The following is a 15,243-nucleotide window of genomic DNA, read 5'->3' as shown; positions in this document are numbered from 1 at the left end:
TGCTTATTCGCCCATCTGCCGCATGGAGATGGGGAATTGCTTGTCTTCATAAATTCCGCTGCAGTCAGCAATGCTCTTGGCACCCTGACGGCAATCAACCTTTGGCATTTCGTAACGGCTACCGTCGCCGCAGGCCGCCTGGCCCAGGCTGTTGATCGACAGGTTGCCGCCGTGCATGGCCGCCGTGACCGGGCCTGTGCAACTGATGCCGTCGGGCTTGCGCACCACAACCTGGCCCTGGCCGTCCTTGAACTGGTACTCAAGGCGCAACGGCTTGCCGGTGGTTTTGTCCTGAATACCTGCCCCGGCACGGAAGCGGCCGTTGAGGAAGTCCGCCTGACCGTCCGCGGCTTCAGGCGGAATGCTCAACGACTGGCCGGGCACCTCGGGTTTGTCTGAGCCGGCGCCCGGGATCGGCGGCGGGGCAGGGGTCGGAGCAGGGGTCGGAGCAGGCTCGGGGGCTGGCTCGGGAGCGGGTTCCGGTACGGGCGGCTCGGGTGACGGCTCGGGAGCGGGTTCCGGTACGGGCGCAGGTGCGTCACTGTCCGGTTCAGGAGCCGGTACTGGGGCAGTGTCCGAGCCCGTCTTGGGCAGCGAAGCGTCGCCCATGCCAGTGCCCTGACCCGACAGGCCATTGCCATCACCCCAGCCCAGTTTGCCCATAATCGGCTTGAGCACCTGGGGCACCTCAACCTTTGGCCATTGCCACGCGTTGCCTGACGTATCGGGCAACGATGCATTCGGCGTGCAAAAGCGCAGCCCGAACAACAGCAATAGCAGGAGCAACAGCAAGGGCAGCAGCCACCACAACCAGCGCCACCAAGGGCGTTTGACCACCTCCGCAACGCGCGGCGGCGTCGCCACGGGCTCGGCAACAGGCGCCAACGGCGCAGCTGCGGGCACCTCAGTACGCGGATAGAGGCAATACAAGGGGTCTAGAAAACGATCGGCATTGGGGTGCACAAACCCCCAAAAGGTCAGTACCGGCGTGCCGTTGACCAGGTACACAAAGCTTTCATCAGGAAAGGCGATGACTCGCGTGAGCAGCTTGGCGAAGACCGCCTTGTCACTGAGGGGCGAATTGGCGCCTTCGCTCAGCAGCGTGTTGCTCTGCTCGGCCAAAAAGGCTTTGAAGATTTCCAACTGGGCGCGGGCAGGCGCGCGCTCTGCTTCGGTGGCGCTGCCCCACGGCACGACATCGCCCTGGACATCGCTGTACCAGTCAATGTTGTCGCCCAGCTCATCACTTTGCGGGACGGCCAAATGCAGGGCCATGTCAGGATTTTTGCGGCGAATCGCTTCGCGTAGTTGCAGTGCAGCCCGATAGACCGGCTGTCCAGTTTCACCAAGGGCCGTAAAAGCCCCACTTTTGCCACTGCGTAAAAGTGCGCCGCGCATCCTTGCTCCACTCATTAATTCGCGCGGTAAAACCCGGACTGATGTCCGCACCGCCTCCCTGGTAGATGAAGACAGTAATGTTAAAGCGATATTGGCGTCAAATAGCCATTAGTGAATAGCCGTCAATTTGTCGGCGTGGGGCAGGTAATGGGCGCATACCGCATGAGGCAGCGCCTGCAAAACAGGGGCAAGCAAAGGTTGGTTCAGATCCAACAGCAAAGCGCGGCAAACCACCCTCGGGCGCAGGTGCGCACCGCATACGGGCATTACTCGGTAGGCGGCAGCAACCTGGCTTCCAGCTCGGCCACTTTGGCCTCAAGGCTTTCAAGGCGTGCGCGGGTGCGGGCGAGGACGACCATCTGGCTGTCGAATTCTTCGCGGCTTACCAAGTCCAGTTTGCTGAAGCCACTTTGCAGCAAGGCTTTGAACTGGCTTTCGATTTCGTTGCGCGGCAGCGCAGTTTCGCCACTGAACATACGAGAGGCGTGACCGCTCAGGGCGTCGAGAAGATCTTTGGGCGCAAGCATGATTTAAGGTCCTTAAAACTGATGACGGCGAGTGTATCACGCAGTGTCGGGCGTATTGCCGCCCGGCATTCGCACGTAATTCGAGCATCCGGCCTGGTACCCATGCACCGTTTGCGTGCACAAATCCTTTGCCAAATCAGGCACAAAGCCATCAAACATCGGTAAATGACTGTAATTAATGATTTTTCCAGACATGGCAAGGTTTCTGCTTAGTTGCTCATGACTCACGTACTGATGCAGTTGCTGTGACGATGGTAGTGCGGCAGGTGGTTCAGGGAGTGTTTTCGTCACCAGCGATTGATACACGTTGCGTTGCCTGAAGAAGGTCAACGAAGCGTTACAAAGCCAGACACTGCGCTTAGACTTGAGCCGGGTTTGTTTTCCTGGGGCAAGTCCACCAATTCGGGAGAAGTTTCATGAAGCTAGTCACCGCCATTATCAAGCCGTTCAAATTAGACGACGTACGCGAGTCGCTGTCTGAAATCGGCGTGCAAGGCATTACCGTTACTGAGGTTAAAGGCTTCGGCCGGCAGAAAGGTCACACCGAGCTGTATCGCGGCGCGGAGTATGTGGTCGATTTTCTGCCAAAGGTGAAGATTGATGTCGCTATCGACGACAAAGATCTTGACCGGGTTATCGAGGCGATAACCAAGGCAGCCAACACCGGCAAGATTGGTGATGGCAAGATTTTTGTGGTCAATCTGGAACAGGCTATTCGCATCCGTACCGGCGAAACCGATACCGACGCAATCTAAGCCGCCAAACCCCCAACGCCCCAGGAGAAAACACTATGACTCTGCGTAAAATCGCAGGGCTCGGAGCCCTGTTGTCCGTCGTAATGCCTGGCCTGGCCATGGCGGCAGACGAAGTGGCTGCTCCAGTCCTAAACTCCGGCGACACCGCCTGGATGCTGACTGCCACGGCTTTGGTGCTGTTTATGACCATTCCCGGCCTGGCGCTGTTTTACGGCGGCATGGTCCGCTCCAAAAACCTTCTTTCCGTGATGATGCAATGCTTCGCCATCACCGGCCTGATCAGCATTCTGTGGGTCGCTTACGGCTACAGCATCGCGTTCGACACTACCGGCATGGAAGCGGGTGCTGTTAACTTCAACTCCTTCATCGGCGGCTTTGGTAAAGCGTTCCTGGCTGGCATCACACCTGCCAGCATTACCGGCCCTGCGGCGCTGTTCCCTGAGGCAGTGTTTGTCACCTTCCAGATGACCTTCGCCATCATCACGCCAGCCCTGATCGTCGGTGCGTTCGCTGAACGCATGAAGTTCTCGGCCATGCTGATCTTCATGGGTGTGTGGTTCACCCTGGTGTATGCACCTATCGCGCACATGGTCTGGGGCGGCCCGGGTTCATTGCTGGGTGATTGGGGCGTGCTCGACTTCGCTGGCGGCACCGTGGTGCACATCAACGCCGGTATTGCAGGCCTTGTAGCGTGCATCGTGCTCGGCAAGCGTAAAGGCTACCCGACCACCCCAATGGCGCCGCACAACCTCGGTTACACCCTGGTCGGTGCTGCCATGCTGTGGATCGGCTGGTTCGGCTTTAACGCAGGCTCCGCTGCCGCTGCCAATGGCACCGCCGGTATGGCGATGCTGGTGACCCAAATCGCAACCGCCGCCGCTGCACTGGGCTGGATGTTTGCCGAGTGGATCACCCACGGCAAACCAAGCGCACTGGGCATCGCCTCGGGCGTGGTAGCCGGCCTGGTCGCCATTACCCCAGCGGCAGGCACTGTTGGCCCAATGGGCTCGGTGGTGATCGGTCTGGCGGCAGGGGTGATCTGCTTCTTCTGCGCCACCAGCCTCAAGCGCAAACTGGGCTATGACGACTCGCTGGACGCATTCGGCGTGCACGGTATCGGCGGTATCGTCGGCGCCATCCTGACCGGTGTGTTCGCAGCCCCTGCACTGGGCGGCTTCGGCACCGTGACTGACGTCGCGGCGCAAGTCTGGATTCAGTTCAAGGGTGTCGCCTTCACTGTGGTCTACACCGCGATTGTGACCTTCGTCATTCTCAAAGTGCTGGATGCCGTGATGGGCCTGCGTGTCACTGAAGAAGAAGAGGCCGTTGGCCTTGATCTGGCACAACACAACGAACGCGGTTACAACTTGTAAGCGTGAAAGCGGTCGAAAAAAATACCCGGCTTGCCGGGTATTTTTTTATCTACAATCTGGCGTTATTCGCGGCACTGAAATGATTTTTCCTACCCGTTTAGGCTTAGATCAGTTCTACGCTTGTTTGTAAGCTGAATACTTACATCAAAACTCGACTATTAGCCGCTTTGTTTTTTTATTCAGCGCGCTAGAATGCGCGCCGAGGGGCGAAAAACGGCACCCTGGCAGGACGAAGGCGGGGATAATCTCCCGGCGCTTTCAAGGCCCTCAGTCCGGGCTGCCAAAACCACTGGCGCTGGGCTGCTGGCAACGTGTTTATCTGCACGAGCAGCGCGATACCGCGGTGCTCGGTAAGTTCTCATCACCTTAATCGATGAAGAGACTTGAGCCTCGGTTTGCCAAGGCTACTTTTTCACCAGCGGCAGTCGACAGTTGGCGCAGCTGGTCTATAACTAATCTGCTTTACGCAAGTCATGGGGTAGAACATGAGCGACGATGATCTGGAAAATGATGACCTCGAAGTAGGTGACGAAGACGATACCGAAGAAGGCCTGGAAGCAGCAGCCGAAGACATCGCAGACGATGACGGTGGCGACGATGTACCTGTCCCTGCGGCCAAAGGCAAATCCAAGGCAGCGGTTTCGGTAGATGACCTGCCAAGTATTGAAGCCAAAAACAAAGAGCGTGACGCTCTGGCTCGTGCCATGGAAGAGTTTCTTTCGCGGGGCGGCAAAGTGCAGGAAGTCGAGGCAAACGTGGTGGCAGACCCACCCAAAAAGCCTGACAACAAGTACGGCAGCCGTCCTATCTAAGGGCTGCTCCGTCGCTTGAAGAAAAAACCCGCCGTCGCTGCGGGTTTTTTTGTGGCTGAAAAACCAGGGTCACCAGAAGTGTGTGGAAGCCGGGCTTGCCCGTGATGGCATCACCGCGCCCCACGTTGAAACCCAGCCGCCTGCAGCGCTGGCAAGCCAGCGCCCGCAAAGACGGCCAGCTACAGGTGTTTCAACACCAATGGAAGCTCGCTTAAGCAGCCGATTTCAGCGTCTGGGGCTTTGTCGCCGTCCCAGCGTTTACCGCCCGGGTTGAACCAGATCGCGCGCAAGCCCGCTTGCTGGGCTCCGGCGATGTCATCCCCGGGGTGGTCGCCCACATGCACCGCCGATCCCGCCGCCACGCCACCGCGTGATAAGGCCTCATGGAACAACCGCGCATCCGGCTTGGCAATGCCAATGTCTTCAGCACACAACACAAACTTGAAATGATGCCCCATCCCGATCCGACGCACGTCCGCGTTGCCATTGGTGACCACGCCCAAGGCGTAGTCTCGGGCTAACTGCACCAGCGTCGGCTCTGCCAACGGAAATACTTGCAGGGCATGACGCGCCTCGATAAAGACCTCAAAGGCTTCATCCGACATCCCGGCAGCGTTCGCATAACCGGCGTCATTCAACGCGTGAAACAACACCCGCCGACGCAAGGCGCTGATCCGGTGCTTAAGATGCGGCTCATCGCTCAACACCCGCTGGCGCAGCCCCTGATATGCCGCAGGGTCTAACGCCCCTAATCTTGGTGCGTTCGCCGCCAACCAGTCATGCATGGCGGCCTCGGCGCTGATAATCACCGGTGCGGTGTCCCACAGGGTGTCGTCGAGGTCGAAGGTAATCAGCTCAATGGTCATTCACTGCCCTTACTGCGTTTGGCCCGTGGGTGGGCGCTGTCGTAAACCGATGCCAAGTGCTGGAAATCCAGGTGGGTATAGATCTGCGTGGTTTTAATGTCCGCATGCCCCAGCAACTCTTGCACCGCACGTAAATCCTGAGACGACTCCAGCAAATGACTGGCAAATGAATGGCGCAGCATGTGTGGGTGCAGGTTTTGCCCCAACTCGCGCTCGCCTGCCGCCTTGACCCGTAACTGAATGGCCCGCGGCCCGAGGCGGCTGCCGCGCTGACTGACGAACACGGCATCGTCTTGCGGGTTGGCCAGTGCGCGCAACGGGAGCCACGCCAGGAGTGCCTCTCGGGCCTTTTTGCCGACGGGCAGCACGCGGGTCTTGCTGCCTTTACCGAGCACTTCAACCAAGCCGTCGGCCAGGTCCAACTGATCCAGATTAAGCCCGGTCAGCTCAGACAGGCGCAACCCCGATGAATAGAACAGCTCCAGAATTGCCTGGTCGCGCAGGGCCAAAAAATCGTCTTCGACCGCGCCTTCGAGCAATTGCAGGGCACGATCGGTGTCCAGGGTTTTGGGCAGGCGACGTTCGCCCTTGGGCGGAGCCAGGCCGTTGGCAGGATCGTGATCGCACAACCCTTCGCGATTGAGGTAGTGATAGAGCCCGCGCACCGCCGACAGCAACCGCGCAATGCTGCGTGAAGACTGGCCTTGCTGATGCAGACGCGACACCAGTTGGCGCAAGCGCTGAATATCCAGCGCGGACCAACTGGGGATAGAGGCTTTGACGCAAAACGCCAGCACCTTGTTCAGGTCGCGGCGATAGGCTTGCAGCGTGTGCGGTGACACTTGACGCTCACTGCGCAGGTGAGTGCAGTAAGCGTCCAGTTGTCGTTCCACGGCTAGCGTACCGAGCGCAGGGCGTGGGTGAAACGCGGCAGGACTCGGCCCAGAACTTCGGCGATATGCCCCAGAAACAGCGTTCCGACCGAGCTTTTGTAATGCTGAGGGTCACGACTGGCCACCGCCAACACGCCGTGCAGGCCCAGATGATTGAGCGCCACCACGGCGGTCGAACCAATCTGTTTGCGTTGCTCTTCGCCAAACAGGAAGTCCAGTTCATGTTCACGCAGGCTGCCGCTGACCGCTTTGCCTTCGGCCAACAACCCGCCCAGGGCACGTTGCGCGTCGGCACTGCTAACCCAACGTCCGACCGGCATCGGGTTATCGCCAAACAGCACCAGGCTGACAAAGGGCACCTGGAAGTCCTGGCGCAAGCTGTCTTCGACCGCTATTACCATTTCCTCAAGACTGGTGGCGTCCATCAGGGCAAGGTTGAGACGTCGCGTTTTTTCGAACAGCCGATCGTTATCGCGGGCCACGTCCATCAATTGTGACAAGCGATGACGCATCTCGATGTTGCGACCACGCAACAGCTCTAACTGGCGCTCGACCAGCGAAATGGTATCGCCTCGCTGGTGCGGAATACGCAACGCCAACAACAACTCGTCGCGTTGACTGAAGAAGTCCGGATGAGCCTCCAGGTACGCCGCAACAGTCGCAGCCTCCAAGGAATCAGCAGGCAGTTCAAGGTCGGAAGGCTGTGGCTGGTCGGTCATCAGATGCGCTCGCTCATAAACGGACTTGTCCTTCGTAAACACGCATCGCCGGGCCGGTCATGATCACGCTATGGCCTGGACCTGCCCACTCGATGGACAAACGGCCACCGGGCAAATCCAGGATCAACGGTGAGTCCATCCAGCCCTGGCTGATCGCCGCTACCGCAGCCGCACAGGCGCCGGTCCCGCAGGCCTGGGTTTCCCCGGCGCCACGCTCCCACACCCGCAGTTGCCCGCGCTGACGATCAATGACGTGCAGAAAACCCACATTGACCCGCGCAGGAAAGCGCGGGTGATGCTCAATTTTTGGCCCCAAATCATGCACAGGCGCAGCATTGATGTCATCGACGCGCAGCACCGCATGCGGGTTGCCCATCGACACTGCCGCCAGCTCAACCTGTTGGCCGTCGACCTCCAGCTCATAGCTCAAGGCCTGAGCGTCGGCCACGAACGGGATCTCTTGCGGAATCAGGCGCGGCGGCCCCATATCAACGCTGATTTGCCCGTCGCTGCGCACGTTCAGTTCAATAATGCCGCTTTTGGTTTCGACCTTGATCTGACGCTTGGTGGTCAAACGCTTGTCGAGCACAAAACGCGCAAAGCAACGCGCACCGTTGCCGCACTGTTCCACTTCGGAACCGTCGGAGTTGAAAATCCGGTACCGGAAATCCACCTCCGGGCTGCTCGGGGCTTCAACGATCAATAATTGATCAAAGCCGACGCCCGTGTGCCGATCGCCCCATTGCTTGGCGTGCTTGGGCAAAATGTGCGCGTGCTGGCTGACCAGGTCGAGAACCATGAAGTCATTACCCAGGCCGTGCATTTTGGTAAAACGCAGCAACATGGGCTCACTCCGGCAGCAGGCTTTCGCCAGCAAACAACTCAGCAACGGTCTCGCGGCGACGCACTTCAAACGCCTTGTCGCCATCCACCAGAATTTCGGCAGCGCGCCCACGGGTGTTGTAGTTCGAGCTCATCACAAAGCCGTACGCACCGGCCGAATGCACCGCCAGCAGATCACCTTCAACCAGCGCCAACTGGCGGTCTTTGGCCAGGAAGTCACCGGTCTCGCAGATCGGGCCCACGATGTCGTAAGCACGGGCTTCGGTGTCACGCGGGCGAACCGCGGTCACGTCCATCCAGGCTTGATACAACGCCGGGCGAATCAGGTCGTTCATTGCCGCATCAACGATGGCGAAGTCTTTGTGCTCGGTGTGCTTGAGGTACTCGACCTGAGTCAGCAGCACGCCCGCGTTGGCCACGATAAAGCGGCCCGGCTCAAACACCAGCGCCAGATCACGGCCCTCGATGCGCGCACGCACAGCCTTGATGTAATCCGCGGCCAATGGCGGCTCTTCATCACGATACCGCACGCCCAATCCACCACCGAGGTCGATGTGACGCAGGTAAATGCCGCAATCGCCTAGACGATCGACCAGCGCCAGCAGGCGGTCGAGCGCGTCGATAAACGGTTCGAGGGTGGTCAGCTGCGAGCCGATATGGCAATCGACGCCGACCACTTCGAGGTTCGGCAACTGCGCAGCGCGGATGTACACATCCTCTGCGTCAGCGATGGCGATACCGAATTTGTTTTCTTTAAGGCCGGTGGAGATGTACGGATGAGTACCCGCGTCCACGTCCGGATTGACCCGCAGCGAGATCGGCGCACGGACACCCAGTTCGGCGGCAACGACTTGCAGGCGCTCGAGCTCTTCGGTGGACTCAACGTTGAAGCAGTGAACGCCCACTTCCAGGGCGCGACGCATGTCGTCACGGGTCTTGCCGACGCCCGAAAAAACGATCTTGTCTGCCGAACCGCCAGCGGCCAGCACACGCTCCAGTTCGCCGCGCGACACAATGTCAAAACCAGCGCCCAAACGCGCCAGGACATTGAGTACACCCAGGTTGGAGTTAGCCTTTACCGCGAAACACACCAGGTGCGGCATACCGTTCAGCGCGTCGGCGTAAGCGTTGTATTGCGCCTCAATGTGCGCCCGGGAATACACGTAAGTCGGCGTGCCAAAGCGCTCGGCGATGGCCGTCAGCGCAACACCTTCAGCGAACAGCTCGCCGTCCCGGTAATTAAAAGCGTCCATGGTGTTCCCTTATTGGTGCTTGTGCGCTTGAGATTGCGAAGACTTAGCTTGGTCATCAGGGTTTTGGCTGTCATCGGGCAGATACAGCGGTCCTTTTTGACCACAGGCAGAAACAAGGCAAGCAACCGCGACGAGCGCAGCAATAGAAGAGATCAGGCGCTTCATGGCGAAATCCTTTGAAAAGCATTAATTGCGCCCGAGTATACCGAGCACCTACCAGCTTGCCTATGCGGCATGCGGCTTGAGCGCGGGCGCCTGTCTGGATAATCAGTGGTGACTTGCCGGCGGGCAGTCTTAGGGTTTGCAATCGGCCTGGAGCGCCCGTATCTTGCGAGATCCGAGCATGACTAGACAATAAGAGGGTTCCACCATGAGTTTGACTGAAGCCCGTTTTCACGATCTGGTCGATGCAACCCAGCAACAGCTGGAAGACGTTTTTGACGAGAGTGGCCTGGATGTAGATCTGGAGAACTCAGCCGGTGTTCTGACGGTTAAGTTTGAAGGCGGAGCCCAATTGATATTCAGCCGCCAGGAACCGTTGCGACAGCTTTGGCTGGCCGCTAAAAGCGGTGGCTTCCACTTTGACTACGATGAGGACTCCTCGCGCTGGATCTGCGATACGTCTGAGGAACTGCTCAGCGAAATGGTGCAACGCCTGACACTGGAACACACAGGTGCTGACCTGGATTTTGACGAGATTTGATTGTGAATCCCCCTGCTAAACCCGCAAAACCGCTCTACAGCAACGTCAGTCCGGCAGTGCCGTCCCCTTGCATCAGCACCTGCCGGCTGGATGAACACAAAGTCTGCCTGGGCTGTTTTCGCCACGTCGAAGATATTCGCGAGTGGCGCTCGGCAGATGACCAGCGGCGCCGGGTGATTTGCGAACAGGCCCGGCAACGCAAAGGTTGATCCAACGCTGTGCATTAACCCCACCTGGCTTGTGTATTTATTTTGCTGTGGTAGTGTCCGGGTTCGCCTCGCGCTAACGAGGCTGGTCAAAACCCCGCCATTTTTCGGCGGGGTTTTGCTTTTCCGTGCAGAAAAAAGGAGTCTGCCAGGTCATGAGTAACTCACCCGCCATCACCCTCACACGCCTGGACGTACAACGTCTGGAGAAGTTGATCGACAGCCTCGACGACACAGCACCCGGTGTTGCTGCGCTGCAAGCCGAGCTGGATCGAGCCGAAAACCTTGTCGGCCACGAAGAAGTGCAGGCAGGCGTTGTGACCATGAACTCGCGCGTGCACTGCCGCGAAGAAAGCAGCGGCAAGGACTACCACCTGACCCTGGTTTATCCGAAGGACGCCAACGCTGACGAGGGCAAGATTTCGATTTTGGCACCTGTCGGCAGCGCACTGCTGGGCCTGCATGCCGGGCAACACATCGACTGGCCAGCGCCGGGCGGCAAAACCCTCAAGCTCAAACTGATCGAAGTTGAATACCAGCCAGAAGCATCTGGCCACTACGACCTTTAAGCCTCCCCGCACCATCAGGATCAACGGTAGCGCTCGGCGTTGCAGCGCTGCCCCAATGCCTTAATCCACGCTGACGGGCAACCTGAGCGCAGGCTCATTGCGAGCCAACCGACTCAAGAAACGGTAACTGCCATTGAGCTCGCGTGACAACGCCAGACGCTCTCGGCTGTCGGGGCCGCTCTTCCAGTTCGAGCGATTGTCCAGCCGCGCCAATTGCTGCGCATCCCAGCCCCATTCAGTGGTCAAGCGCTCCAGCAACTGGCGTTGCCACTGCGCGCCACCGTGAGCCGCATGCCCCGTCAGCTTGCGATTGACCTTCAGGTACAGACTGCGACGCACCAACTCCAGCCGCTGCACATCGCCACAGGCGAGCAGATAGTCTTCGATACGCCGGTACACCATGACATACGGGTCCAATTCATCGAGGTCCAGTTGATTGCTGTACACCGCCCCCTTAAACCCCAGGCTCAGGCAATTGACCTGCGGGTACTCGCTGGCATACACCTCAATCAGCAGCAGTTTGAGCACTGACTTGTAGGGCGACTCAATGCCTTTGAACAACTGCCGCAGCCCAGCGTCTAAAAATTCACTCGGCGCGATGTGCGCCAAATGCCCGAGATCAATGACTTCATCGGCGCTGATAAAGGACTGTGCCTGCAAGGCGCTGGTAAATTCGACATAGCGCGCCTCCTCACGCACCGGCACCCACCACCACAGCGGAGTGCGCCCCGCCAGCCAGATAGCGGTGCGATAAAACTCATCAAGCAGCAACGAATGCTGCGCGGTCGCACCCTCGTGTTCGCGCCCTTTCATTGCAGTCTCGCCTTGCGCAAAACGCTGTGCATCAATCAAAAAAAAGTGCGCCTCGCAGCCTTGGCTCGCCGCCCATCGTTCCAGTTGATGGCACTTTTGGTGCAACGCCGCCAAGGCGCCTTCATCCAGATCCGGGGCGTGGCAAATCCACACGTCCATATCGCTCTTGTCGTTCTGGGCCAACGTGCCGAGACTGCCCATCAAATACAGGCCGTGGATTGGCTGCGGCGCGTCCGGGGCGGGTAGGTAAGTCAACTCAGGCGCAAGGGCCTGCGCCTTCTCAAGCGTCGGCGCATCAGGCGCATAGCCCGATACCCCGGCAGGCGTGCGGTCCGACACATAGCCGGGCAACAACCGATGATTCACATGAAACAGCAGCGCCAGCAGGCTCAGTACCGTCTGCTGACAGGGCGTCAAACCCGCCATCGCTCGGCTCAGACGGCCCTGATTGACAGCCAGAAATCGCCCACGCAGCTGATGGAGAATCTGTCGGTCGATTCCCTCATTCAGAGCAGGCCGTACTTCAAAAGGGCGCGTCATGGCAAACTCAGACCGGCTCGCCAAGCGAGAAAGAGAAGGGGAGGAGAGTTTACAGCCAGCTGTAGGAAAGTCTTAGAGCGAATGTGTTTTTGACGTCAGATTTTTTACGTATCTGAACAATGGGCGGGGGAAAGAGTGTGCCCGCGGAATCATTGAGCGATGAGATTCCGTGGGCATGGCATGACTATCAGGCAAGTTCTGCCAGTTTTTCACCCAACTTGGACTCTGAATTCAAAATCAACAGCAACCCTTGGACATGCTCAGCCGCATCACGGCCCAGGCTGGTCAGGTAGCCACCATCGGGCTGATTGATCAGATCCTTGTCATACAAACGCTGTGCTGCCGCAACCAGTGCCGGATTGGCAGTTTGATGAATCTTCAGGCCCTCAAGAGTACTTTCCAGATCAAACAGTGCTAGGACTTCCAGTTCGGCAACCAACTCAGGGGTAAACGACATAAAAACTCCAGGCTATGCAGGAAAAGACGACAACTGCTCTAAGGTGATCTCACTCACGCCGACTGTCCAGTGACAGTTCAGACCTTTGCAAAGCAGCATGTCGTACCTGCCCCGCGTTGTAGCTCTGACGAGGCTATTGGAGTGTAGCCGCAGTCTTCAATTGCGCGCGCGAACAAATGAACACCTTGGCAGCGATTACGCACGCCCCTTGGAAATTGATTTTCCAGTTATATAAACATTCTTAAATAGTATTTTTAAGAATAATCGCGCCTCACTACTATTGCTCCCAAGCCAGCACCTCAGTCGGCACCCAATATTTTCAGGAGCACACCATGAGCGCATCTCTGCGTAGCGTTGACGGCCAGGACGAAGCCACCATTCTGCGGGAAATCCAGAGCGCGCTACGAGACCTGCGCTTTGGTGCCGTGGAAATCACGGTGCACAACGCACAAGTGGTTCAGATCGAACGTAAAGAAAAATTCCGTCTGCAGAACCCTAGCCAAAAAAACAATTGATTTGCTTAAAGCGCACTCGCCTGGGTGCGCTCATAAAAACTAGAAAAGCTTTGGAGCCTCACCTATGTCCCTACGCCGTTACGCTTTGGCCGCGCTGGCCAGTGCCATTTTTGCTGGCTCCGCTGTAGCCAAAGATTACGAACTACTCAACGTCTCTTACGATCCGACCCGCGAGCTGTATCAGGATTACAACGCCGAATTCACCCACTTTTGGAAACAAAGCCACCCGGGCGACGACGTCAAAATCCAGCAATCTCACGGCGGCTCGGGTAAACAAGCTCGCGCCGTGATCGATGGCTTGCGCGCAGATGTCGTGACCCTTGCCTTGGCCGGTGACATCGACGAAATCGCCAAATTGAACAAAGGCTCGCTGCCGGAAAACTGGCAAACCCGCCTCCCGGATTCCAGCACGCCTTATACCTCGACCATCGTTTTCCTGGTGCGCAAAGGCAACCCTAAAGGCATCAAGGACTGGGGCGACCTGGTTAAGGATGACGTTTCGGTCATTACCCCGAACCCAAAAACCAGCGGCGGCGCTCGCTGGAACTTCCTCGCGGCCTACGCCTACGGCCTGAAAGCCAACGGCGGCGACGAAACCAAAGCCAAAGAGTACGTCAAAGCGTTGTTCAAGCACGTTCCGGTACTGGACACCGGTGCCCGCGGCTCGACCATTACCTTCGTCAACAACGGTCAGGGTGACGTGTTGCTGGCCTGGGAAAACGAAGCCTTCCTGGCACTGAAAGAAGACGGCGGCGCTGACAAATTCGAGATCGTCGTGCCTTCGCTGTCGATTCTGGCTGAGCCACCGGTAGCTGTAGTCGACAAAAACGCCGAGAAAAAAGGCAACTCCGAGATCGCCAAGGCGTACCTCGAACACCTGTATAGCCCGGCGGGTCAGGAGATCGCCGCCAAGAACTTCTACCGCCCTCGCGACAAGGACGTTGCCGCTAAATACGCCAAACAATTTCCGACACTGGATCTTGTGACTATCGACAAAGACTTCGGCGGCTGGAAAACTGCGCAGCCGAAATTTTTCAATGACGGTGGCGTGTTCGACCAGATCTACCAGGCGCAATAACCTGTGGGGCGCGACGTCAAGTCGCGCTTAAAGCTAGAACATAGAGCCCGCGACTGAGTTGCGGGCTTCGTGCGTTAACCAAGGACTCTTATGTCACGTCGTATCTCCCCCGTCATACCCGGCTTCGGGCTGACGCTGGGCTACACCTTGGTGTACCTCAGCCTCATTGTGCTTATACCGCTGGCCGCCATGTTCGTGCATGCCGCCCAACTCACTTGGGACCAGTTCTGGGCCATCATCACCGCCCCGCGGGTGTTGGCTGCGCTCAAGCTAAGCTTTGGTACTGCTTTCGTCGCCGCCATTATCAATGGCGTAATCGGCACCGTCCTGGCCTGGGTCCTGGTGCGTTACACCTTCCCCGGTCGCAAGATTATCGACGCGATGATCGACCTGCCGTTTGCCCTGCCGACCGCCGTGGCCGGTATCGCACTGACCGCGCTGTACGCCCCAAACGGCTGGATCGGACAGCTCGCCACCGACCTGGGTTTTAAAATCGCTTACACCCCGATGGGTATCACCCTGGCACTGACGTTCGTCACTCTGCCGTTCGTGGTGCGTACCGTGCAACCGGTGTTGGCTGACATTCCGCGTGAAGTCGAAGAAGCCGCGGCCTGCCTCGGCGCCAAGCCACTGCAAGTGTTCCGCTACATCCTGGTGCCGGCTCTGCTGCCCGCCTGGTTGACCGGTTTTGCGCTGGCCTTCGCCCGGGGTGTTGGCGAGTACGGCTCGGTGATTTTCATCGCCGGTAATATGCCGATGAAAACCGAGATTTTGCCGCTGCTGATCATGGTCAAGCTCGACCAGTACGACTACACCGGCGCGACCGCCATTGGCGTGATGATGCTGGTGGTTTCCTTCATTTTGCTGCTGATCATTAACTTGATTCAGCGCCGCATCGAAACCCCATCCTGAAGGAGGCCAGC

The 15,243-nt window shown here is 58.3% G+C and carries 19 protein-coding genes and 1 pseudogene; 9 read left to right on the top strand and 11 right to left on the bottom strand.

Annotated features, from left to right (window positions below; translation table 11 throughout):
- Positions 1–3: 3 nt before the first annotated feature.
- The 3 genes from ACIQYF_RS19890 to ACIQYF_RS19880 all read right to left on the bottom strand — a co-directional run bounded on the left by ACIQYF_RS19890 (position 4) and on the right by ACIQYF_RS19880 (position 2,231).
- Complete coding sequence (locus tag ACIQYF_RS19890; protein WP_402865237.1) at positions 4–1,398, bottom strand: SrfA family protein; 1,395 nt, start codon at positions 1,396–1,398, stop codon at positions 4–6.
- Between the two features lie 266 nt (positions 1,399–1,664).
- The gene (locus ACIQYF_RS19885) at positions 1,665–1,925 is read right to left on the bottom strand and encodes an accessory factor UbiK family protein (protein ID WP_402865235.1); all 261 of its coding nucleotides are present in this window, start codon (positions 1,923–1,925) and stop codon (positions 1,665–1,667) included.
- Positions 1,926–1,961: 36 nt separating this feature from the next.
- Positions 1,962–2,231 (bottom strand): hypothetical protein, encoded by a 270-nt coding sequence (locus tag ACIQYF_RS19880; RefSeq protein ID WP_402865233.1) that lies wholly within the window; start codon positions 2,229–2,231, stop codon positions 1,962–1,964.
- Positions 2,232–2,341: 110 nt separating this feature from the next.
- On the opposite strand from ACIQYF_RS19880, the gene glnK reads away from it, so the two are divergent.
- The 3 genes from glnK to sutA all read left to right on the top strand — a co-directional run bounded on the left by glnK (position 2,342) and on the right by sutA (position 4,865).
- A complete protein-coding gene (gene glnK, locus ACIQYF_RS19875; protein ID WP_002555808.1) occupies positions 2,342–2,680 on the top strand; it encodes a P-II family nitrogen regulator in 339 nt (112 codons plus the stop codon).
- A gap of 35 nt (positions 2,681–2,715) precedes the next feature.
- Positions 2,716–4,053, top strand: a complete 1,338-nt coding sequence (locus ACIQYF_RS19870; RefSeq protein ID WP_402865231.1) for an ammonium transporter — start codon at positions 2,716–2,718, stop codon at positions 4,051–4,053.
- A 485-nt stretch (positions 4,054–4,538) separates the two neighbouring features.
- Entirely contained in the window at positions 4,539–4,865 is a 327-nt protein-coding gene (gene sutA / locus ACIQYF_RS19865) for a transcriptional regulator SutA (RefSeq protein ID WP_402865229.1), read from the top strand.
- Positions 4,866–5,044: 179 nt separating this feature from the next.
- Here the strand turns inward: sutA and ACIQYF_RS19860 are convergent, their stop codons facing one another.
- Genes ACIQYF_RS19860 through ACIQYF_RS19835 form a run of 6 tightly spaced genes read right to left on the bottom strand, consistent with a single transcriptional unit; the run spans position 5,045 to position 9,604 of the window.
- Complete coding sequence (locus tag ACIQYF_RS19860; RefSeq protein ID WP_402865227.1) at positions 5,045–5,731, bottom strand: HAD family hydrolase; 687 nt, start codon at positions 5,729–5,731, stop codon at positions 5,045–5,047.
- Positions 5,728–6,624 carry a tyrosine recombinase XerC gene (gene xerC, locus ACIQYF_RS19855; protein WP_402865225.1) on the bottom strand — a complete coding sequence of 299 codons (897 nt, stop codon included), beginning with the start codon at positions 6,622–6,624 and terminating at the stop codon, positions 5,728–5,730. The genes ACIQYF_RS19860 and xerC overlap by 4 nt, the downstream gene beginning before the upstream one ends.
- 2 nt (positions 6,625–6,626) lie before the next feature.
- Positions 6,627–7,343 carry a DUF484 family protein gene (locus tag ACIQYF_RS19850; RefSeq protein ID WP_402865223.1) on the bottom strand — a complete coding sequence of 239 codons (717 nt, stop codon included), beginning with the start codon at positions 7,341–7,343 and terminating at the stop codon, positions 6,627–6,629.
- Between the two features lie 13 nt (positions 7,344–7,356).
- Positions 7,357–8,187, bottom strand: a complete 831-nt coding sequence (gene dapF, locus ACIQYF_RS19845; protein WP_402865221.1) for a diaminopimelate epimerase — start codon at positions 8,185–8,187, stop codon at positions 7,357–7,359.
- A 4-nt stretch (positions 8,188–8,191) separates the two neighbouring features.
- The gene (lysA, locus tag ACIQYF_RS19840; protein WP_402865219.1) at positions 8,192–9,439 is read right to left on the bottom strand and encodes a diaminopimelate decarboxylase; all 1,248 of its coding nucleotides are present in this window, start codon (positions 9,437–9,439) and stop codon (positions 8,192–8,194) included.
- A 9-nt stretch (positions 9,440–9,448) separates the two neighbouring features.
- The gene (locus ACIQYF_RS19835) at positions 9,449–9,604 is read right to left on the bottom strand and encodes a lipoprotein (protein ID WP_010656736.1); all 156 of its coding nucleotides are present in this window, start codon (positions 9,602–9,604) and stop codon (positions 9,449–9,451) included.
- Positions 9,605–9,809: 205 nt separating this feature from the next.
- Between ACIQYF_RS19835 and cyaY the strand changes: the two genes are divergently transcribed.
- From cyaY to rnk, 3 genes are all read left to right on the top strand, one after another.
- Positions 9,810–10,142: an iron donor protein CyaY gene (gene cyaY, locus ACIQYF_RS19830; protein WP_402865216.1), complete on the top strand. Its 333-nt coding sequence runs from the start codon at positions 9,810–9,812 to the stop codon at positions 10,140–10,142.
- Between the two features lie 2 nt (positions 10,143–10,144).
- A complete protein-coding gene (locus ACIQYF_RS19825) occupies positions 10,145–10,351 on the top strand; it encodes a DUF1289 domain-containing protein (protein WP_402865214.1) in 207 nt (68 codons plus the stop codon).
- A 152-nt stretch (positions 10,352–10,503) separates the two neighbouring features.
- On the top strand, positions 10,504–10,917 hold the full coding sequence (rnk, locus tag ACIQYF_RS19820; protein WP_402865212.1) for a nucleoside diphosphate kinase regulator: 414 nt from the start codon (positions 10,504–10,506) through the stop codon (positions 10,915–10,917).
- 78 nt (positions 10,918–10,995) lie between these two features.
- Here rnk and ACIQYF_RS19815 read toward each other — a convergent pair.
- A pseudogene (locus tag ACIQYF_RS19815) lies at positions 10,996–12,270 on the bottom strand (class I adenylate cyclase); the annotation flags it as partial.
- A gap of 187 nt (positions 12,271–12,457) precedes the next feature.
- Positions 12,458–12,727: a TIGR02647 family protein gene (locus ACIQYF_RS19810; RefSeq protein ID WP_402865210.1), complete on the bottom strand. Its 270-nt coding sequence runs from the start codon at positions 12,725–12,727 to the stop codon at positions 12,458–12,460.
- Between the two features lie 332 nt (positions 12,728–13,059).
- Between ACIQYF_RS19810 and oscA the strand changes: the two genes are divergently transcribed.
- The 3 genes from oscA to cysT all read left to right on the top strand — a co-directional run bounded on the left by oscA (position 13,060) and on the right by cysT (position 15,232).
- Entirely contained in the window at positions 13,060–13,242 is a 183-nt protein-coding gene (gene oscA / locus ACIQYF_RS19805) for a sulfur starvation response protein OscA (protein WP_019411821.1), read from the top strand.
- Positions 13,243–13,306: 64 nt separating this feature from the next.
- A complete protein-coding gene (locus ACIQYF_RS19800; RefSeq protein WP_402865208.1) occupies positions 13,307–14,320 on the top strand; it encodes a sulfate ABC transporter substrate-binding protein in 1,014 nt (337 codons plus the stop codon).
- 90 nt (positions 14,321–14,410) lie between these two features.
- Positions 14,411–15,232, top strand: a complete 822-nt coding sequence (gene cysT / locus ACIQYF_RS19795; RefSeq protein ID WP_402865206.1) for a sulfate ABC transporter permease subunit CysT — start codon at positions 14,411–14,413, stop codon at positions 15,230–15,232.
- Positions 15,233–15,243 lie beyond the last annotated feature (11 nt).

The organism is Pseudomonas sp. NPDC096917, assembly GCF_044762555.1.
In the GTDB taxonomy this organism is placed as follows: domain Bacteria; phylum Pseudomonadota; class Gammaproteobacteria; order Pseudomonadales; family Pseudomonadaceae; genus Aquipseudomonas.
The sequence above is the reverse complement of the archived record's forward strand: the minus strand, read 5'-3'. Positions and strand labels throughout refer to the sequence as shown.